At 61.8% G+C, this 19,243-nt stretch carries 18 protein-coding genes and 2 tRNA genes; 4 read left to right on the forward strand and 16 right to left on the reverse strand.

Translation table 11 applies throughout. The features are described 5' to 3' along the window. On the forward strand, positions 1 to 618 hold a 618-nt coding region (locus JP75_RS26675; RefSeq protein WP_035087118.1), incomplete at its 5' end, for a hypothetical protein. 449 nt (positions 619 to 1,067) lie between these two features. Here the strand turns inward: JP75_RS26675 and JP75_RS22495 are convergent. From JP75_RS22495 to acs, 6 genes are all read right to left on the reverse strand, one after another. Beyond that, positions 1,068 to 2,252: an MFS transporter gene (locus JP75_RS22495; RefSeq protein WP_084587881.1), complete on the reverse strand. Its 1,185-nt coding sequence runs from the start codon at positions 2,250 to 2,252 to the stop codon at positions 1,068 to 1,070. Between the two features lie 43 nt (positions 2,253 to 2,295). Further along, the gene (locus tag JP75_RS22500; protein WP_035087122.1) at positions 2,296 to 3,507 is read right to left on the reverse strand and encodes an MFS transporter; all 1,212 of its coding nucleotides are present in this window, start codon (positions 3,505 to 3,507) and stop codon (positions 2,296 to 2,298) included. A gap of 125 nt (positions 3,508 to 3,632) precedes the next feature. Beyond that, on the reverse strand, positions 3,633 to 4,694 hold the full coding sequence (locus JP75_RS22505; RefSeq protein WP_035087124.1) for a glycosyltransferase family 4 protein: 1,062 nt from the start codon (positions 4,692 to 4,694) through the stop codon (positions 3,633 to 3,635). Positions 4,695 to 4,784: 90 nt separating this feature from the next. After that, complete coding sequence (locus JP75_RS22510; protein WP_035087125.1) at positions 4,785 to 5,585, reverse strand: UDP-2,3-diacylglucosamine diphosphatase; 801 nt, start codon at positions 5,583 to 5,585, stop codon at positions 4,785 to 4,787. 98 nt (positions 5,586 to 5,683) lie between these two features. Further along, a complete protein-coding gene (locus JP75_RS22515; protein ID WP_160194763.1) occupies positions 5,684 to 6,766 on the reverse strand; it encodes a glycoside hydrolase family 3 protein in 1,083 nt (360 codons plus the stop codon). A gap of 224 nt (positions 6,767 to 6,990) precedes the next feature. Further along, on the reverse strand, positions 6,991 to 8,946 hold the full coding sequence (gene acs, locus JP75_RS22520; protein WP_035087129.1) for an acetate--CoA ligase: 1,956 nt from the start codon (positions 8,944 to 8,946) through the stop codon (positions 6,991 to 6,993). Between the two features lie 152 nt (positions 8,947 to 9,098). On the opposite strand from acs, the gene JP75_RS22525 reads away from it, so the two are divergent. Beyond that, positions 9,099 to 9,665 carry a hypothetical protein gene (locus JP75_RS22525; protein WP_035087131.1) on the forward strand — a complete coding sequence of 189 codons (567 nt, stop codon included), beginning with the start codon at positions 9,099 to 9,101 and terminating at the stop codon, positions 9,663 to 9,665. Between the two features lie 6 nt (positions 9,666 to 9,671). On the opposite strand, the gene JP75_RS22530 is transcribed toward JP75_RS22525, so the two are convergent. The 3 genes from JP75_RS22530 to JP75_RS22540 all read right to left on the reverse strand — a co-directional run bounded on the left by JP75_RS22530 (position 9,672) and on the right by JP75_RS22540 (position 12,982). Continuing rightward, positions 9,672 to 10,994: a lipopolysaccharide biosynthesis protein gene (locus JP75_RS22530; RefSeq protein WP_035087134.1), complete on the reverse strand. Its 1,323-nt coding sequence runs from the start codon at positions 10,992 to 10,994 to the stop codon at positions 9,672 to 9,674. After that, entirely contained in the window at positions 10,991 to 12,163 is a 1,173-nt protein-coding gene (locus JP75_RS22535) for a lipid II:glycine glycyltransferase FemX (RefSeq protein ID WP_035087135.1), read from the reverse strand. Before JP75_RS22535 ends, JP75_RS22530 begins: the two co-directional genes overlap by 4 nt. 117 nt (positions 12,164 to 12,280) lie before the next feature. Continuing rightward, on the reverse strand, positions 12,281 to 12,982 hold the full coding sequence (locus JP75_RS22540) for a TerC family protein (RefSeq protein WP_051961216.1): 702 nt from the start codon (positions 12,980 to 12,982) through the stop codon (positions 12,281 to 12,283). Between the two features lie 412 nt (positions 12,983 to 13,394). On the opposite strand from JP75_RS22540, the gene JP75_RS22545 reads away from it, so the two are divergent. After that, positions 13,395 to 13,580: a hypothetical protein gene (locus JP75_RS22545; protein ID WP_035087137.1), complete on the forward strand. Its 186-nt coding sequence runs from the start codon at positions 13,395 to 13,397 to the stop codon at positions 13,578 to 13,580. A 131-nt stretch (positions 13,581 to 13,711) separates the two neighbouring features. On the opposite strand, the gene JP75_RS22550 is transcribed toward JP75_RS22545, so the two are convergent. From JP75_RS22550 to JP75_RS22560, 3 genes are all read right to left on the reverse strand, one after another. Next, positions 13,712 to 13,787: transfer RNA gene (locus JP75_RS22550), tRNA-Lys, on the reverse strand. A 214-nt stretch (positions 13,788 to 14,001) separates the two neighbouring features. Further along, a tRNA-Lys gene (locus JP75_RS22555) sits at positions 14,002 to 14,077 on the reverse strand. A gap of 184 nt (positions 14,078 to 14,261) precedes the next feature. Further along, positions 14,262 to 14,459 (reverse strand): hypothetical protein, encoded by a 198-nt coding sequence (locus tag JP75_RS22560; protein WP_035087139.1) that lies wholly within the window; start codon positions 14,457 to 14,459, stop codon positions 14,262 to 14,264. Positions 14,460 to 14,728: 269 nt separating this feature from the next. Here JP75_RS22560 and JP75_RS22565 point away from each other — a divergent pair, with 269 nt between their 5' ends. Continuing rightward, complete coding sequence (locus JP75_RS22565; protein ID WP_035087141.1) at positions 14,729 to 15,841, forward strand: pyridoxal phosphate-dependent aminotransferase; 1,113 nt, start codon at positions 14,729 to 14,731, stop codon at positions 15,839 to 15,841. On the opposite strand, the gene JP75_RS22570 is transcribed toward JP75_RS22565, so the two are convergent. The 4 genes from JP75_RS22570 to JP75_RS27260 form a co-directional block, all read right to left on the reverse strand. Continuing rightward, positions 15,826 to 16,773, reverse strand: coding sequence for an endonuclease/exonuclease/phosphatase family protein (locus tag JP75_RS22570; RefSeq protein WP_035087143.1), 948 nt, complete (start codon positions 16,771 to 16,773; stop codon positions 15,826 to 15,828). The genes JP75_RS22565 and JP75_RS22570 overlap by 16 nt on opposite strands. A 28-nt stretch (positions 16,774 to 16,801) precedes the next feature. Next, positions 16,802 to 17,251, reverse strand: coding sequence for a GNAT family N-acetyltransferase (locus JP75_RS22575; RefSeq protein ID WP_035087145.1), 450 nt, complete (start codon positions 17,249 to 17,251; stop codon positions 16,802 to 16,804). A gap of 74 nt (positions 17,252 to 17,325) precedes the next feature. Continuing rightward, positions 17,326 to 18,888, reverse strand: coding sequence for a 2-isopropylmalate synthase (locus JP75_RS22580; RefSeq protein ID WP_035087147.1), 1,563 nt, complete (start codon positions 18,886 to 18,888; stop codon positions 17,326 to 17,328). Between the two features lie 116 nt (positions 18,889 to 19,004). Then, a complete protein-coding gene (locus tag JP75_RS27260) occupies positions 19,005 to 19,130 on the reverse strand; it encodes a hypothetical protein (protein ID WP_280114010.1) in 126 nt (41 codons plus the stop codon). Positions 19,131 to 19,243: the final 113 nt, after the last annotated feature.

Consider the following 19,243-nt stretch of genomic DNA (forward strand, 5'->3'; position numbering starts at 1 on the left):
CGCCAGCTGGAACCGGAAGCCTATCGCCCTGAGCCTGCCGCGCAGACTCTCGTCGATCCGATCCGCACCACGGCTCGCCCGGCAGAACCGGCCCGCGCCCCTGCCCGTCCGGCCGTCCAGGCTCAGCAGCCCGCCCCGGCTCCGGTCCAGCAGCCCCAGCCTGCTCCGGTTGCCCGTCAGGCCGCTCCTGTGCCGCAGCGTCAGGAAGCCGAAGCCGGTGAAGGCGGTTGGCTGCGTGATGTGCTGCGCAACGCTTCGGCCAGCCAGGCCGGCCAGCCCACGCAAGGCCTTTCCACGCTGACCGAAGAAATCGCCAATGCCATCGACGACAACGCCCTGGCCGATGCCTGGGCCCGTTATCAGGCCGGCGAATCCAACGTCTTCTCGCGCCGCATCTATTCGCTGACCGGCCAGGGCACCTATGACGAAGTCCGCAAGCGCCTGCAGCGCGATCCTGAATTCGCCCGCACGGCCCAGGCCTATATGAGCGATTTCGAACAGCTTCTTAAGCGCGCCGCCGCCGGCCCGCGCCCCGCTGCCGAAACCCGCGAATACCTGCTCTCCGATCGCGGCAAGGTCTACACTACCCTCGCCCATGCCAGCGGCCGCCTGAGCTAAGGCAAAGCAAAGAAACGCAAAAGCCCCGGAGCGATCCGGGGCTTTTTTGTTTTGGAGTACTTGCTGGCGCACTATCACTCAGTGGACCATATCGCGGTGCGACCATCGCACTTCTAGAGCATACCCCTTTGAACTGGTGCTCTCGCAAGCGCAGGCGTCCTAAACGCCTGATGTTCGATTTGTCGGAAAACCTTCATTTCCACCGTGCTGCCCTCGGGCTCGACCCGAGGGCCGGTGCGGGAGCCGCATAGGTCTGTGCTTGACATGGACGGCCCTCGGGTCGAGCCCGAGGGCAGCACAGTGGCTGGGATAAAATCTACCCAACCTGTCCCTTTCGAAATCCCCCCCTGGAGCTGTCACCACCAGGCTTGTACTGGCGGTACACGCAGCCGCGAAATGGATTGCCGGGACAATCCGGCAATGGCGACAGCGGAGAAGGCGAAGAACAGTTACTTCCCCTGCGCCGGCATCAGTCGCAGCGATAGCCACACGCAGAGCCCGCCCAGCAGCGCCAAAGCTGCGGCCACGAAATAGGCCCCGGCGCCCATATCCTTGACGAGCCAGCCAAAACCGACAACCGCAATGATGGAGAGCAATTGCTGCCCGACGACATAAAGGCTTTGTGTTTCGGCCGCGATGTCCTCGCTCGTCCAATTGGCGATGAAATGCACACAGCCCATATAGCCCAGGGCAAAAGTGATGCCGTGGGTCAATTGCAGCGCCACGAGGAAACCGATGCCGGGCTCAAAGCCCATGGCAAACCAGCGCAGCGCCGAAGCGATGGCCGAGATCAGGATCACGACGCGGGCCGAAATCCCCCCGCCGAACCGCTTCCACAAAAACATCATCGCCGCTTCCGACGCTGCCCCGAGCGCGATCAACGGCCCGATAACGTCTTCGGAAATGCCCTGCTCCTTCCACAGCAGCGAGGCAAAGGCATTGAGAATGAAATGCGTGCCGAACACCATGCAGAAGCCGAACAGCGGCAGAAGGAACCATGGCTTTGCAATGTCGCGCAGACGAGCGGCCGGAGCCGAGGTTGCCGCCTTCACCGTCTTTTCCTCGGCCGGCGCCCGGAAAGCGGGCAATTGCAGCGCTACCAGTGCGCGCAATATGGCGAGGCCGACAAAGAGCGGCACGAAGATATCGGCGCCGAACCAGACGACGAGATAGCCGGTGAGCCCATTGAAGACCATGTAGCCCACCGTGCCCCAGGCCCGCATGACACCGAAATCGCTGCCATTGCGCCGCGCCAGCCGCATGGCCGCCGCATCGAGCACCGGCCCGACGGCGCCGCCGGGAAGGCAGACCAGCGTCCAGAACAGTAAAATGCCCCAGAACTCGTTGACGAAGAAAAGGCCGATGGGGACGATGCCGCCGATTAGCGCCCCGATGACGATGACCTGCCGCCAGTCTTTGGCCCGGTCGGCCACGCGCCCGATCACCAGGTTGAACAGCAGGATCATGGCAATGGGCACGGCGTTGATGAGGCCGATCTGCTCGGGCGTAATGCCCTTGCCCGAAAGCCAGATCGGCAGGAACATCACCGCCGCGCCGCTGCCGGTGAAGAAGCTCGCATAAAAGGCCGAAGTGCGCATTTCGGGCGTCACGCGGCCGGCAGGCATCTGGCTCATTCAAGCAATCCGAGGAAACGAGAAAGGCGGGCGGGTGCCCGCGTCAGGAAACGGCTGGCCGCGTCGCGTCCTTGGGTGGACGCATACGCAGCGAAATCAATACGCAGACAATACCGACAGAGCAGGTCACGGTCGAAGCAAAGAAGGCGGCCGAACCGAACCATTCGACCAGCCACCCGAACGTCACCAGCATGATCATGGCCGCGCCCTGGTTGAGCATATTGGCAAAACCCTGCGCTTCGGCGGCGTTGGATTCATGCGTCCAATTGGCAATGAAGTGCACGACCCCGAAATAGCCCATGCCGAAACTGAAGGCATGCAGCAATTGCAGGAAGAACAGCGCCTGCACCGGCGGCGCAAAGGCGAGGACGGTGAAGCGGAAGAGCCCGGCCAGGCAGGCGACGAGGATCATGTTGCGCGCCGTGACCCGTCCGCCGAAGCGGCGCCAGGCGAACATCAGGACCGCCTCGCCTACGGCCGCAATGCCGAGCAGCGGGCCGAGGAAATGATCGGGAACCCCCTGCTGGTGCCAGAGCAGCGCGCCAAAGCTGCCCATCACCGCATTGCTGGCATTGACCAGCGCGAAGGCGATAAGTGGCAGCACGAACCAGGGCTTTAGCGAATCGCGCAGCTTGACCCGCTGCAGCGGCGCGCCCTGTGGAACATTGGCGAGGGTCGCTTCCTGCGCCGGCGCCCGAAAGCGCGGCAGGAGAAAGCCGAGAACGGCGCGGATCACCGTCATGGCGATATAGAGCGTCACGAAGGCACCCGGCCCGACAACGGTGAGAAGGCCGCCAATACCAGCCGCGCCGACCACATAGCCGATGGTCGCCCAGGCGCGCACGGCGCCAAAATCCGTGCCGTTGCGCTTGGTCATGCGCACCGTCGCCGCATCGATGATGGGCGGAACCAAGCCATTGGACATGGCCGTCAGCGCCCAGATGAGCAGGATGCCCCAGAATTCGCTCATGAAATAAAGCGCGAAGGGAATGACCGCCGAAACCAGCGAAATGGAAATGATGGCGGTGCGCCAGTCATCCGCGCGGTCGGCTATGCGACCGATGACCATGTTCAGGAGCAGAAGGCCCAGCATGGGCAGTGCGTTGATCAGGCCGATCTGGTCGGCCGGTATGCCATGCAGGCTCAACCAGATGCCGAGAAAGACCGACGCCACGGCGCCCGGAAGATAGACGGTAAATTGATAAAGCGATGCACGCGCCTCGGGTGTATCGAGGCGCGACAGAACGGAAGACATGGAAAAAAGACTCCGGGCGCAAATCAGCGCCCCGGACCCCTTGGTGCCTTGCACTGTCACACAATGCAAGACCCAAATAGGGGCAGGCTGCAACGTTCTAAAGCAATGCGTCCTTTCGGGTACGCCTAGATCGCTTCGGCCAGTTGCGGCAGCCGCACCGTCGCCGGCACGAGCCCATCGAGAAACTGCCTCGCGCTGGCGGCCCAGGTGAAATTCTGCGCATGCGCACTGGCATCGCGCCGATCGAGCATCAGCGCCCGCCGCACGGCAACGGAAAGCTCCGTATGCAGCGCCCCTGCCCGCCCATCGGTGAGAATGTCCTTGGGGCCAGTGACCGGATAGGCCGCCACCGGCGTACCGCAGGCTAGCGCCTCGGTCATGACATTGCCAAAGGTGTCGGTGCGGCTGGGGAAGACGAAGACGTCGGCGCCCTGATAGGCTTCCACCAGCGCATCGCCATGGCGATAGCCGCAGAACACCACATCGGGGTGCAGCTTTTCGAGCCGGACGCGGTCGGGACCGTCGCCGACGACGATCTTGGTGCCCGGCACGTCGAGCGCCAGGAATGCCTCGATATTCTTCTCCGCCGCCACCCGGCCCACATAGAGCAGATGCGGTCCCGGACGATGGGCGAAAACATCGGACTTACCGGGCTGGAAGCGCTCCATATCGACGCCGCGCCCCCAGAGTTTCAGGTGCTTGAAATCGCGGGCCGCGAGATCGTCACGCAGCGATGGCGTGGGGACCAGCGTATTGCCGGCGGGATCGTGGAACCAGCGCAGATACCCATAGCTCCAATCCTGCGGCACCGGCAGGCGCGCCGACACATATTCGGGGAAGCGCGTGTGAAAGCTCGTCGAAAAACCCTTGCCGCGCTCGATGCAATATTGCCGGGCCAGCAACCCCAGCGGGCCTTCGGTCGCGATGTGGATATGATGGGCACGCGAATGGGCCAGGCGATGGAACACGGCCCGGCGCGAGGCCAGCGACAACCGGATTTCGGGATAGGTCGGCACCGGCACGGTCCAGAAGGCCTCCGGCGTCAGATAATCGACGCTGTGCCCCCACTCGCGCAAAACCTTGCCGACGCTTTCGAGCGTGCGCACGACGCCGTTGATCTGTGGGCGCCAGGCATCGGTGACGATAACGATGCGACGGGATGACGGAAATGAAACGGTATTGGCCATGGCGGCACCGCGTGGCTGAGTTCAGGCAAGTTCAGCCTGCTCCCGCCAATTTGCGTTGCCATGACGATATTGCGACGGAGCGGCGACAGCCTATTCCGTTACCGGGCGACGGATTTTCGCCCGCCGCGGTTCGCCCACCACCATCTCGGTCCACTTGATGAGTTCGAATTCGCCATCGTGATTCTCAGCGACTGCCGTGCAGCTTTCGACCCAATCGCCGGTATTGATGTAATGGATGCCGAGGCGGTCATGCATATCGGCAAAGTGGATATGGCCGCAGATGACGCCGTGGACGCCCGACTCCTTGGCCTCATGCACCAGCGCCTCTTCGAAGCGCCCGATCACTGAGACGGCGTTCTTCACCTTCTGCTTGGCCCAGGCGCTCAGCGACCAGTATTGCAGCCCCAGCCGGCGCCGCACCCAGTTGATGGCAATGTTCACGCGCAACGCGAAGTTGTAGGCCCAATCCCCTACATGGGCGAGCCATTTTGCATTCATCACCACCACGTCGAACTGGTCGCCATGGATGACGAGATAGGTGCGTCCGGTCGCCGAAGTGTGGATCGTCCGATCCACCAGCTCGATCTCGCCAAAATAGGTGCCGAGATATTCGCGCAGGAATTCGTCGTGATTGCCCGGCAGGTAGATGACGCGCGTGCCGGCTGTCGCCTTATCGAGCAGGATTTGGGCGAGGATGTTGTAGTCCTCGGGCCAGTGCCAGGCCTTGGCCAGCCGCCAGCCATCGAGAATGTCGCCGACCAGATAAATGGTCTCGGCGTCATGCAGGCGCAAAAATTCGATAAGCTGCTTCACCCGGGTGGGCTTCATGCCCAGATGCACGTCGGACAGGAACAACGCCCTTACGCGCCGCACCTCGCGGTCATCCGTCATTGCCCGGCCTCCAAGTTACTGCGGCACTTTATCTTCGGAGCGCGACGGAGGAAACCGGCTTCGTCAGAAAGAGGTGGAAAGCCCAGCGACTGTTCCGCCTATTCTAGCCGCTGCTTCAGGGCAACAATGCGGTTGTAGCTCTGTTCGATACGCCCAGCGAAGGCGGGATCGGCCTCGGCCTCTTTGACGAGAATATCCAGAACCTCGCTCGACAGGGTCGGCCGCTGATAGCCGGTATTGGAAAAGAGCAGGATATCCATCCCCGCCTTCACGCCTTCGATGACAGTCTGTTCGAGCGTGAAATGATCGCGGATGGCGCCCATTTCGAGATCGTCGCTGATCACCACGCCGTCGTAGCCGAGATCGGTGCGCAAGACACCGTCGATCCAGCGCGCCGAAAGCGAGGATGGGGTCTGGCCGTCATCGTCGGCATAGTCGGCGTGATAGAGGTGGCCGACCATGACCATGTCGACGACGCCTTCGGAAATCAGCTCCTGATAGGGCTTTAGCTCGTCGGGCGACCAGGTCTTGGTGATATCGACAAAGCCTTCATGGCTATCCGCGGTTGAAGATCCATGGCCGGGAAAATGCTTTAGCGCCGTCGCGAGCCCAGCCTTGTGGTGGCCTTCGATAAAGGCCCGGTCATAGTCGATTACCGTGGCGGGATTGGCCCCATAGGCGCGGCCAAACTTGGCAATCACCTGATTGTTGGGATTGGTATTGAGATCAGCCACCGGCCCGAAATTGACGGTAAAACCCTGCGCCGCGATACCCTTGGCCATGTCGCCATAGATCGCCTCGGCCTCTTCCGGCGTATCGCGCGCGGCTATGGTGGCTGCATTGGGGATCTCGGTGAAACCGACATCCTTGGTAAGCCGCTCGACCGCTCCGCCTTCCTGATCGATGGTGATGAAGGGCGGCAGGTCCGGCGACGCCGCACGAAATTCCGCATTCATCGCCGCGACGGCTTCGAGGCTCGCCACATTCTTCTTGAGATACATGACGCCGCCGAGTCGGCCGGCTGCCAACTCCGCGCTGATCGCCTCAACGCTGGCATCGCCTGCGCTGTCGCCTTCAAAACCCATGACGATCATTTGCCCCGCCATTTCTTCAAGCGTGGCGGCATGAACAGGCACGGCAATGGCTAGGCATGTGAAAGCAGCGGCGAATATCGGGCGCAAAACGGGACTCCGGCGGGCGAATCTGTCGCGCAGAGTGGCCATGAAAAACGGGCGAGACAATGACTGAGGTTGGGTGGCGGGCTCCGTGCCTCCAACACCCCCACCCTTGATCCCTCCCCACAAGGGGGAGGGAGACGATGGAACCGCGACGTCTCAGCCTGCGCCTCCCTCCCCCTTGTGGGGAGGGAATGAGGGTGGGGGTAGCGACAGGCTCCGAGCTAAAATCAGCCCGCCGTGCGGTTCTGCCGGTTGGCAATCAGATCGTCGACCACGGCCGGATCGGCCAGTGTCGACGTATCACCGAGCGACCCAAAGTCGTTTTCGGCGACCTTGCGCAGGATGCGGCGCATGATCTTGCCCGAGCGGGTCTTGGGCAGGCCCGGCGCCCACTGGATGAGGTCCGGCGTAGCGATCGGTCCGATTTCCTTGCGCACCCAGTTCTTGAGCTCGGCCCGCAACTCGTCGGAACTGCTCTCGCCCGCCATCAGGGTCACATAGCAATAAATGCCCTGCCCCTTGATATCGTGCGGATAGCCGACAACGGCCGCTTCGCTGACCTTTGGATGAGCCACGAGCGCGCTTTCGACTTCCGCCGTGCCAAGCCGGTGGCCGGACACGTTGAGCACGTCGTCGACGCGGCCCGTGATCCAGTAGTAGCCGTCCTTATCGCGCCGGCAGCCGTCGCCGGTGAAATAATAGCCCTTGTACTGGGTGAAGTAGGTATCGATGAAGCGCTGGTGATCGCCATAGACGGTGCGCATCTGCCCCGGCCAGCTATCGGCAATGGCCAAGACACCCTCGGCCTTGGTCTGCTCCTGCAACACGCCCTCGGGCGAGAGCACGACAGGCTGCACCCCGAAGAAGGGCTTGGTCGCCGAACCCGGCTTCACCGGGAAAGCGCCCGGGAACGGGGCAATCATGTGGCCGCCCGTTTCCGTCTGCCACCAGCAGTCGACCACGCCGCAGCGATCCTTGCCCACATGCTTGGAATACCAGAGCCAGGCTTCGGGATTGATCGGTTCGCCCACCGTGCCCAAAAGGCGCAGGCTCGGCATTTCGAACTTGTCCACGAAATCCGACCCGGCCCCCATCAGCGCGCGAATGGCCGTCGGCGCGGTGTGGAAGATGTTGACCTTGTGGCGCTCGACAACCTGCCAGAAGCGGCTGGCATCGGGCCAGGAGGGAATGCCCTCGAACATCAGCGTCGTCGCGCCATTGGCCAGCGGCCCGTAGACGATATAGCTGTGGCCGGTGACCCAACCCACGTCCGCCGTGCACCAAAAAACTTCGCCACGCTTGTAGTCAAAGGTCTTTTCGTGCGTCAGCGCTGCATAGGTAAGGTAGCCACCCGAAGTGTGCAGCACGCCCTTGGGCTTACCGGTGGAGCCGGACGTATAGAGGATGAAAAGCGGATCTTCCGCATTCATCGGCTCCGGCTCGTTGAACGGCTCGACGCCAGCGGCGGCCTCATGCCACCACACGTCGCGCGAACCCTTCATCGGCACATCGGCGCCGGTATTGTGCACCACGAGCACCTTGCGCACGCCGGGGCAATCCTGCAGCGCCTTGTCGACATTGGCCTTGAGCGGCACGGCCTTGCCGCCGCGACGGCCTTCGTCGGCCGTGATCACGACCTCGGAATTGCAGTCATTGATGCGGCCGGCCAGCGCGTCCGGCGAAAAACCGCCGAACACCACCGAATGCACCGCGCCGATACGGGCGCAGGCCAGCATGGCATAGGCAGCCTGCGGAATCATCGGCAGGTAGATGGTGACGCGGTCGCCCTTCTTGACGCCCAGCGATTTCAGCACATTGGCGCAGCGACACACTTTCTCGTGCAGCTTGCGATAGCTGATATATTCCGCTTCATCGGCCGGATTGTCCGGCTCCCAGATGATCGCAATATCGTCGCCACGCTCGGCCAGATGCCGGTCGATGCAATTGGCGGCAACGTTCAGAACCCCGTCCTCGAACCACTTGATCGAGACATCAGGATATTCGAACGTCGTATTCTTTATGGTCTTGGGAAAGGTCACCCAATCGAGGCGCTTGGCCTGCTCAGCCCAGAATCCGTTCGGATCTGTGACTGACCGCTCATATTGCGCAGCATATTGCTCGCCCGTCGTCTGGGTATGTGCAATCGCGGCCGCACTTGGCTGGAACAAGAGCTCTTCGCTCATTGTCATCCTCCCTGGTCTCTCCCGGGACCCGTTCTAATGAGCCGTTCTATCCGCCGCAAGCCCTTGACGATACGACTGAAGTGTTACGCCACGCTCCATTAACGGCCTCGCGCTAGACTAAATGTCGCAGATTTGCGCAAGGGAGCAGAGCCATGGCCGAAATGACCATCCGTGCCGCCACGCCAGGGGATGTGCCGCTTATCCATGCCGAACTCATGGATGTGATCGCGACCTCGCCGCACTATAGCGACCGCTTCAAGGCCCACGAAATGGGCCGCCTCAACAAGACCTTTCTCCACAACCTGATGGCCATCGATCCCTGGCACATCATGATCATGTGCGCCGATGGTGTGCCCGGCGGCGCCATGGTCTCGGGTCCCGAATGCGGCGCCGTCTTCCGCTACTGGAGCTGGGTTTTCCCCTCGCATCGCCAGACCAAGCTCGGCATGTTCGGCATGCGCGCCTTCGACGAGCATTGGGACAAGAAGCGTTTCCACAAGGCTTTCACCTTCGTGCGCCCCGAAAACGAAGTCGCCCGCATGCTGCTCAAGCGCTACGGCTATAAGGAAACGGCGCTGCTCGAGCAGCACATCTTCGGGCAGGATTACCTGCTGATCGAAAAGTTCTACACCAAGGAAGAGGAAGGCTATGACAGCGGCGTCAATATCGGCCGCCTCGGACGCCTCAAAAATCGGCTGAAAGGTCTCGTAGGGGCCTGAGCGTCCCTACTCTGCTGCCACCACGCGCCGCCGCGAGCGGAACCACTGCAGGATCGACACGTCGATATGGGCCGTGTGGAGAGCGGTCAGCCACAGCGCGACGGACCAGATGCTGATCGCAAAGATTGCCGCCAGCGACGCGCCGACCAGCCCAAAGCTCGGCACCAGCAGCAGATTGCCCAGGAACAGGGCAAAAATCCCCAGCGCAATGGCGGGCAAGCTCGCCCAGGGCCGATCATGGATCGACAGCACGATCGAAGCCGGCCCCATGGCCGAGCGCACCACGAGCGACAGGCACAGAATCGCGAGCGGCATCGCCCCGGCTGAAAATTCGGGCCCGAACAGCATCAGCGCAATCGGCGCGCCCACCAGGGCCACGCAGAACAGCAGCAGCGCCACCCCACTCGCCACCACATTGGCCTCGCCGACCTTGCGGTTGAATTCGTCGCGATCGGCCTTGGCCTCGCTCTCGAACATGTCGGGCATGGTCACGGCGTAAACCGCCGCCACGCCGAAGGAGACGAGCGAGAAGATGCGCGTGCAGACGCCGAAAATGGCCAATTCCTCACGACCGAGCTGTTGGCTCAGCAACAGGAGATCGATGTCGAAGAAGAAATCGGTGGCAAGGCTGATCACCACCCATGGGAGAGCAAATCGCCACCAGCGGCGGGTCTCGGCAGTCTGAGCGCTCTCACCGAGCGGAATTTTTGGCAGGCTCGTCACCACAAAGCCGAACTGCACCAGCGACACCACGACATAGCCGACGCCGATGCACCAGAGCATCTGGGTAAACCCGGCCTCCGGAATGCCCGCGCCCAGCGCTACGAGGAAGGACGCCAGCACGATCATCGGCCGCAGCAGCGTATCGGCAAAAAAACCGGCAAAAGGCCGCTTGAGCCCGACCAGGGTCGCACTGTTCACATAGACAACGGCCGTACCCAGAGTAAGCAGCGCGAAGGGCACGAAGTGCAGCGCCACAGCGCCCTGCCCTTGCCCGATGGCTTCAAGCAGCATCGGCCCGATGATGATCAACCCGGCAAAGCTCAGCGCCACGAAGCCGTAGGAGCGCGTCAGGAAGGCCAGCAATTGCTGCCGATTGCCCCGCGCCCGATATTCCGCGGCAAAATAGGTGCCGACGGTGTGATAGCCGAGCGGCATCACCACCGAGACGAGATTGACGCTGGCGACCACCAGGAGGAACTCGCCCAAAAGCTCCGCCCCCCACAGCCGCGCAATCAGCGCCTGGGCAACGAAAATGAAGCCGGCCCCGAAAATGCGGGCGGCAAAGATGATGGAGGATTGCGAGGCCAGTTTTCGGGCGAGGCTCATTGCAGATACTCGTCCCAGATATGCGGCGCCTGATCGGGCCGCGCCTTGCTGCTCCGCAGCCAATCGAGATGCCGGCGCGTATGCTGGACCACGTCACGGGCCGTGAAGGCAGCGTTACCGACAAAACCAGCCCAGGGTGACGAGGCATAGTTCAGCACCGGCGGCACGGGACGGATAGCGCCCGCCGTACCCACCATGCCGGTCTTGAACTGATGCAACCCGTGGAAACCATCGGTACCGCCGAGGTCATACCATTGTGCGCGCGTATGGTCGCGCAGCCAGCGGATCACATGCCAATGGAGGAAATAGCCGGCCCGCAAGGGCAAGGCCTTGTCATTGGTCGCGCCATAGAGATAGACGGCCCGCTCGCCGGCCTTGAAGACCAGCGCGCCGGCCACCGTCTCGCCTTCGTGGCGCACAAAAAACAGCTCCGGCCGCAACGGCTCGTCGAGCGCCATCAGCGCGTCGAGCGTTTCATAGGCCGAATGATCGGGAAACTGCTTGCGCTCGGTCATCGAGGCATAAAGCGTCTTGAAGGCCTCGATATCGCCCCCTTGAGCCCATTCGAATTCAAGCCCCGACTTTTCGGCCTTGTTGAGCTGCCGCCGCCAGGTCTGGTGGAAGCTTTTTCGCAGCTCATCGTCGGAAAGGCGCAGCCTCACCAGATAGCGATTGGGGAACAGCAGCGTCGAACCGCGCCTGAAACCGCGCTGGCGCAGCGCCAGATAGCCGCGGTTGATTTCCTCGGGCGAGGCATGCAGCAGGACCGACAACATCATGCCGCGCTTTTCCGCATAGTCTTCGGCGAGACGCTCGACCATGGCCGAGCGGAGCGCGTCAGCATCCGGCCCATTGGTCGAAGCGAGCATGGGCGCCCATTTCACCACGGCCATCTTGCTCAGCCGCAGCGGCAAGGGTTGGATCATGACCAGCGCGCCGCCCACAACCGTGTTGCCGCGCTGAAAGACAACCGGCTCCTGGCTCACGCCCGGCCAGCGGGTGGAGGCAAAAGCATGCATCTGCTCCTGGCAGACTTCATCGAAACCGCCGATGAGCCTGTCCCATTCGGCGCCGGAAACCTGCCGCGCCACAAGCGCGATGGCATTGGCGCCGGCAGCCGGAACGGCGGCCCGCGCAGGCTCCATCATCTCCCCGGCAATAACGGACATGAAAATCCCCGCAGATTGGTCGTCTGCGGGGAGGCTAGTGGTTCGAGGTGAGCAAATTCCTATTTCGCTGCACCAAATGCCTGCAATCGCGGCACTTGGTTAGCGAATGCTCAAGCCTTAATGCGCTGCGGCTGCAGCAGCCGGCGCATGCGGCGTGTAGAGGAACGGGATTTCCGGAATGGTGAAGAACGCCCCAGCACCCTCGAGCACCATGCGGATGGCGACGAAGAGGATGATGAGGAGACCAATCCAGGCAATCCAGCGGAAGCGATGCAGCAGGCGGGCGATGAAGGTCGCCGCAACGCCCATCATCACGACGGAGAGCGCCAGGCCGAAGATTAGCGCCTCAAAATGGTGCTGCGCCGCGCCAGCCACGGCCAGAACGTTGTCGAGCGACATGGAAACGTCGGCGATGATGATCTGGGTGACCGCCTGGCGCAGCGTCTTGCGCGGCGCCTTGCCGGCGACAGTGCCGTCGGCATTGAGATCATGCCCGGCCAGGGCCTCGGTTGCTTCGCCCTCTTCCTCGTCGGAAACGGTCAGCTCGCGATACATCTTCCAGCAGACCCACAGCAGCAGGACGCCGCCGGCGATCAGCAGGCCGCCGCCAAGCGACAGCAACTGGGTGGTGATCAGCGCAAAGCCGATGCGCAGCACGGTGGCCGCAGCAATACCCACGAGGATAGCCTTGCGGCGCAGGTCAGAAGGAAGTCCGGCAGCGGCGAGGCCGATGACGACAGCATTGTCTCCCGCCAGCACCAGATCGATGAGAATGACCTGAAGCAGCGAGCTGAAGAAACTCGGATCGATGCCGAACATGAAGGAGGCGCTTTCCAATCAGAAAAATCTTCTGCGGCTATACGATGCCTGATGGAAGGAAGAAAGCGCCTGTTCCGTAAACAATTGGGATAGTTGTGCGCGGGGCCGACATTTGATCTCGCAGCCCCGCACAGCGCAGCAAAAAGCCCCGGTAGCGCTTGCTGCCGGGGCCTTTGTTGTCGACGTTGATATGTTTCCATCTCGTATCGACACTTGAACAACGTGCCGCCCACCGGATCGTTCCACCTCCCTGTCGATTTTTCTCCCCACCCAGCGCGCACAGCCGTCCAACAAACTTTAGAATGAATCTAAGAAAAGCGCTTGCAGTCTGGATTCATTCTAATCTATTCTCGCTAACAGGTTGAGATCACTAGATTTCATGATTTCAAAAGTCGAGTTTACGGAGCGACCAATGACCACTTCCGCCGCCACCACCTGCACCTCCTGCGTGTTCTTCGAAGACAAGGCCGCTGCCAATGCCGGCGTGTGCCGCGCCCATCCGCCGGTCCCCTCCTCCGCCTCGGAAAAGCCGGCCGCGGTGTGGCCGACGGTCAAGAATGACGACTGGTGCGGTCAGCACACGGCCGGTCGCCAGTAAGCGCCAGAACCTCACGACAAAGCCCCGCACATGCGGGGCTTTTTTTGTGTCCGCAAGCCCGGTCCCAAAAGCAAAACAGGCGCCGCTGGTTGGCGGCACCCTGTTTTAAGGCTTTGTATTTCTTGAAACTTTGGTGGGCGCACAAGGGCTCGAACCTTGGACCCGCTGATTAAGAGTCAGCTGCTCTACCATCTGAGCTATGCGCCCGTCTCTAGGGACCGGCACCAAAGTGGCGCCTCTCTAGCAAGCGACTTTTCGGCTGTCTAGAGCGTTTTCAAGAAAAGTGGTCGCCGGTTTTCTGCTTCGAAAACGCGACAAAGGATGTCGGTTTCTCCGACTATCCTCGGCTCGTCTGAGAGGCAGAAACGACAGAGGCGACCCGAAGGTCGCCTCTCGTAGTCCTTGTAAACAAGGAAGACTTTGGTGGGCGCACAAGGGCTCGAACCTTGGACCCGCTGATTAAGAGTCAGCTGCTCTACCATCTGAGCTATGCGCCCGTCTTAGGAAGACCGGCACCAAAGTGGCGCCTCTCTACCAACTGACTTTTCGACTGTCTAGCCCGTTTCGTCACAAAATGTGGATAAGCTTCTGGGATCCTTGTGGATCGCCCCTCCTGCGGCGCGACCGGGCGCCGCAACAGATCGTGATGCCTCCCGGCGCATCGGGCGGGAGAGCAGACTTCTACGAGCGCAGGTGCCTATAGGCGTTCAATTCGAAGACATTGTCGCGCGGCTCGGGCTCTTCAGGCCGGAAATCGTCCATCAGGCCGATCGTCCGCTCGATGATGTGACGCAATTGGCGAGATTGCTGGTCGGCGCCTTGCAGGATAACCGCAGCGCGCTGCAAATGGTCACGAGCAAGCAAATAGGTCGGGTTCACTTTTGCTCCTTTCTATACGGCTTAAGGGGAATCGGCGCATGAACAAGGGTGAACGCGCATAGTTGTCGGCTACTTGCTGACTTGCCTGCGATTTAGTTCAAATGCCATGGACCGGGAACGCCGCCCCGAGAGCCCCGGCCCAAGGGGCTCTGCCGGTTTTGAACACCTAATCTGGCTGTTGAGAACTTCCCCGCCTTCGCCCCGATCTCCGCTGGCACGGCCGCACAGATGCGCTAAAACGGAGCTGCACCTCTTGTCGGAGCCGTCAATTGCCTCTGCCCGAACTCACGGAAATCGCCGAAAAACTGCCGGAAACCGTTCCTTTCGTCGGCCCGGAGGCCATCGAGCGCAAGACCGGGGTGAAGATTCGGGCCCGAATCGGCGCCAACGAATCCGGCTTCGGCCCCAGCCCCAAAGTTCTGGCCGCCATTCGCGAGGCCGCCGAGGGCATCTGGAAATATCCCGACCCCGAAAATTACGAGCTCCGCGTCGCTCTCGCTAACTTCCACGGCATCGCGCCTGACGAAGTCACCATCGGCGAAGGGGTCGATGGCCTGATGGGCCTGATCGTGCGCCTCTTCATGGAACCGGGCGACGTGCTGCTGACCTCGCTCGGCGCCTATCCGACGCTCAACTATCACGTCGTCGGCCATGGCGGCCGTCTGGAATTCGTGCCCTATCAGGGCGCCCACGAGGACCTCGCCGCCCTCGCCGAAGCCGCCCAGCGCCTGAAGCCGCGCATCGTCTATGTCGCTAACCCCGACAATCCCATGGGCTCCTATTGGCCCGCGGCCGACATCGAAAAATTCATCGCCGCCGTGCCCGACGAAACCCTCATCATGCTCGACGAGGCCTATGGCGAACTGGCGCCCGACGACGCCCTGCCGCCCATCGATACCAGCAAGGGCAATCTCCTGCGCCTCAGGAGCTTTTCAAAAGCCTATGGCCTTGCCGGCATCCGCGTCGGCTATGCCATCGGCCCGAAAAAATTCATCGGCGCCTTCAACCGCGTGCGCAACCATTTTGGTGTCAATCGCCTCGCCCAGGCTGCCGCCATGGCCGCGCTGGCCGATCAGGACTATCTGCGTGAGGCGAAAGCCAACATCGCCGCCGCCCGGGAGCGTATTGCCCGGATTGCGCGGGACAATGGCCTTACTGCCCTGCCCTCCGCCACCAATTTCGTCGCGGTCGATTGTGGCCGCGATGGCGACTATGCCACGAAAATCCTCGAGCAACTCGCCCTGCTCGGCGTCTTCATCCGCAAGCCCGGCACGCCGGGGCTCGACAAGCACATCCGCATCAGCGTCGGCCCGGAGGCCGACATGGCCCTCCTCGCCGAATCCCTGCCCAAGGCCATTCGCGCCGCTCAGGGCGGCGCATGAAAGCCAATCCGTGCGAGGAGATAGCGATGGTTGGAACCATGGCTATCGGCACCCGCTGACACGTCGAGAATACGCGCGTCGCCCCGCGTAAAAATATTGTCGATGGGCACGCCAAGCGGCCCCAGTTCCACCGGCCACGTCGCCGGGTAAGTCGGCCCGGGCACAAGGTTTTGCGCCCGCCCCAGCCAGGCGACCGGCGCGGTCCAGAGAGCCGAGTTGAAATCGCCCGACAGCACTACCGGCCCCTCGATTTGAGCCAGCGTGTAGCGCAGATAGCCCAGCTCCTGCAGCGAAGCCTCGTCGAAATAGGGTTTTGAGAGGTGAATTCCAACCACTGTGAGATCAACGCCGTCGATGCTCATCGGCGCCACTACCAGTCTCGAGCGCCGGAAAGGCGGAATTTCCAGCACCTTCCCATCCACGATAGGATGGCGAGAAAACAGCGAAATATCGCAGGTCGCCACCCGATCGCAGCCCAACCGATAGGGCAAGGCCGCCTCGATCTGCGGGATATATTCGACGACGCCCGGCGTCTCCATGATCAGCGCCACATCGGGCGCCGTAGCGACGATGAAATCGACCGCCTCGCTGGCCGTGCGATTGCCGCTCAGCACATTGTAGTTGAGGAAGCTCATTTCAGCCCGCAGCGCGCCGACCGGCTCATTCCGCCGCGCCTGGAACTCCCAGACGTAGTAGGCGCCATGGGCGAAAGCGACGGCAAGCACAGCCATGAACAGCAGCGCCCGCCACCTGGCGCCGAACAACACCATGAACAAGGCGAGCACCAGTCCCAACCCCACGAGATGAAACCGCAGGGTCTGCAACAAAAGTTCGCCGGGCAGACCCGGCGTAACCGACGTGATGACGAGAATGATGGCGAGCACGCCGCCAAGGGCAAGGACCGCGCCTCGATATTCCGCTTTGCTCCACATGCCGCTCTCTCGCGCTGGTCGGAACAGGCTAGAGCAGCTTCCTCATTTGGATGCAAGACAGCGGACTGTTCACGAGCTCGCTGGGGTCCCATTCGAACGGTTCCCAACCCGTCTTTTCGTAAAAGCCCAACGCGGTCTCGACGGCATTGACGAGCAGAGTGTGAACACCAAGCACACGCGCCTCTTCGGTCACCAACGCTTCCATGACCCGCCCATGTCCTCGCTTTTGCTCCGAAGCCGTGATCGCCACAAGCCGGACCGCAGCCCGGCCGCCTCCGAACAAATCGAGTCGCACCGTACCCAGCGCCTGCCCATTCCGTTTCAGCAGAAACGGATGAGCGAACTCAGCACGATCGAGCGGGTGGTTCTCATCGTAAATACCGAAGCGCCCCCGCGCTTCGAACAGCTCGACCCGGCGAATGGCGTGAAAATCAGCCCAATCCGCCGGATCGACAACTCTAACTAGCTCATAGCCCATCGCACGCCCTTCCCCTCGGCCGTGCCGCCCAGAAGCACCGGGGCGGCATCGAGCTTGCAATCAGGACGGCGAGTTTAGCCGGCCAGCGCGCCCTGCGCCGAGGCGCCACGTTCGATCATCACGCGGTTGAGCGCATTGAGATAGGCACGAGCCGAGGCCACCAGGGTGTCGGGCTCCGCCGCATTGCCCGAGGCAATCCGGCCATTCATTTCGAGACGCACATGGGCCGAAGCCTGCGCGTCGGTGCCGCCGGTCACGCCATCGACGGCATAGAGCACCAGATGTGGATCCTGCCCCGAAGCTTCCTTGATGGCGTTGAAGATCGCATCGACCGACCCCGTTCCCTCATAGGAGACAGTGGTCTCGACGCCATCAATCGTCACCACCAGGTTACACTTGTGCACGCCGCCGGTCTTCGAAACGACTTCCATGTCGACCAGCTTGATCCGGTCGCCGACGGAGCCGACTTCGTCGTCCACCAGCGCGATGATATCGGCGTCATAGACGTGCTTCTTGCGGTCAGCCAGGTCCTTGAAGCGCTGGAACGCTTCCTGGAAGGCATTGTCGCCCAGCTCGTAGCCCAGTTCCTTGAGCTTATCCTTGAAGGCGGCGCGGCCCGAATGCTTGCCCATCACCAAGGTGGTTTCCTTGATGCCGACGCTGGCCGGGGTCATGATTTCATAGGTCTCGGCATTCTTGAGCATGCCATCCTGATGGATGCCGCTTTCATGCGCGAAAGCATTCTTGCCCACGATGGCCTTGTTGTACTGCACCGGGAAATTCGACGCGGCCGATACGATGCGGCTGGCGCGCGAGAGCTGGGTCGTCTCGATCTCGGTGAAGAACGGCATGGCATCGCCGCGGGTCCGCAGCGCCATTACCACTTCTTCCAGCGCGGCATTGCCGGCGCGTTCGCCCAGACCATTGATGGTGCATTCGATCTGCCGCGCACCACCGGCCACACCGGCCAGCGAATTGGCGACGGCCATGCCCAAGTCGTCGTGGCAGTGTACCGAGAAAATCGCCTTGTCAGCATTCGGCACGCTTTCGATGATGGTCTTGAACATGCGGAAGTGCTCTTCCGGCACCGCATAGCCCACCGTATCGGGCAGGTTGATCGTCGTCGCGCCGGCCTTGATGGCAGTATCGACGCAGCGCTTCAGAAATTCGAGCGGCGTGCGGGTCGCGTCCATAGCCGACCATTCGACGTCATCGACCAGATTGCGCGCCTGCGCCACCGTGCGGGCGATGATCTCGATCACCTCGTCCTCGGTCTTCTTCATCTGGTGGGCCAGATGGATCGGCGAGGTCGAAACGAAAGTGTGGATGCGGCCCTTGCGAGCGTGGCGAACCGCCTCGCCTGCCCGGTCGATATCCGCGGTGATGGCGCGGGCCAAACCAGCCACGGTCGCATTCTTCACCTGCTTGGCGACGGCAACGACGGCCTCGAAGTCGCCATTGGAAGCAATCGGGAAACCGGCTTCGATGATATCGACGCCCATTTCGTCGAGCGCGTCGGCAACCTGCAGCTTTTCTTCCAGCGTCATGGTCGCGCCGGGCGATTGCTCGCCGTCACGCAGCGTGGTGTCGAAGATGAAGACGCGTTCTTTGTTGCTGTTGGAAGCAGTAGAGGTCATTTCAGGCACTTTCCTATCGGCCCCGAGGCAATGGCTCGCTGGACCGGACATGTTTCGATGTTCGGTTTATGGCGATATCCCCTGACGACCCGCTCGCTAATCCGAGCTGCCGGTGATCAGGGGCTGATAAGAAGGAGAAGAAGCGCGGCCGGAAGCAGCAGCAAGCCAGCAGCAATCATCAAGGCGCGGTTGCGCTCCTGAGTCTGTGCGATTGCTATGGCTTTGGCGCGGCGGCGCTGCATGGAGAAAACTCTCTAATTTGAAGCCAGCATGATCGAATTCGCCGCATCGTGCAAGCCTGCAACGCGGGATTGATATGATTTTATCGAGATCGGCGCCGCATTGGTTTCCGAAG

This window comes from Devosia riboflavina, from assembly GCF_000743575.1.
GTDB lineage: Bacteria > Pseudomonadota > Alphaproteobacteria > Rhizobiales > Devosiaceae > Devosia > Devosia riboflavina.

Coding starts and splice junctions, on each gene's coding strand:
- JP75_RS22580 (WP_035087147.1), bottom strand. CDS start 18,888: ATGACCTCTACTGCTTCCAACAGCAACAAAGAACGCGTCTTCATCTTC.
- JP75_RS22540 (WP_051961216.1), bottom strand. CDS start 12,982: ATGTTCGGCATCGATCCGAGTTTCTTCAGCTCGCTGCTTCAGGTCATT.
- JP75_RS22570 (WP_035087143.1), bottom strand. CDS start 16,773: ATGTGGAGCAAAGCGGAATATCGAGGCGCGGTCCTTGCCCTTGGCGGC.
- JP75_RS22510 (WP_035087125.1), bottom strand. CDS start 5,585: ATGACGGATGACCGCGAGGTGCGGCGCGTAAGGGCGTTGTTCCTGTCC.
- JP75_RS22525 (WP_035087131.1), top strand. CDS start 9,099: ATGGCCGAAATGACCATCCGTGCCGCCACGCCAGGGGATGTGCCGCTT.
- JP75_RS22535 (WP_035087135.1), bottom strand. CDS start 12,163: ATGTCCGTTATTGCCGGGGAGATGATGGAGCCTGCGCGGGCCGCCGTT.
- JP75_RS22530 (WP_035087134.1), bottom strand. CDS start 10,994: ATGAGCCTCGCCCGAAAACTGGCCTCGCAATCCTCCATCATCTTTGCC.
- acs (WP_035087129.1), bottom strand. CDS start 8,946: ATGAGCGAAGAGCTCTTGTTCCAGCCAAGTGCGGCCGCGATTGCACAT.
- JP75_RS27260 (WP_280114010.1), bottom strand. CDS start 19,130: ATGCAGCGCCGCCGCGCCAAAGCCATAGCAATCGCACAGACTCAGGAG.
- JP75_RS22495 (WP_084587881.1), bottom strand. CDS start 2,252: ATGAGCCAGATGCCTGCCGGCCGCGTGACGCCCGAAATGCGCACTTCG.
- JP75_RS22505 (WP_035087124.1), bottom strand. CDS start 4,694: ATGGCCAATACCGTTTCATTTCCGTCATCCCGTCGCATCGTTATCGTC.
- JP75_RS22500 (WP_035087122.1), bottom strand. CDS start 3,507: ATGTCTTCCGTTCTGTCGCGCCTCGATACACCCGAGGCGCGTGCATCG.
- JP75_RS22545 (WP_035087137.1), top strand. CDS start 13,395: ATGACCACTTCCGCCGCCACCACCTGCACCTCCTGCGTGTTCTTCGAA.
- JP75_RS22575 (WP_035087145.1), bottom strand. CDS start 17,251: ATGGGCTATGAGCTAGTTAGAGTTGTCGATCCGGCGGATTGGGCTGAT.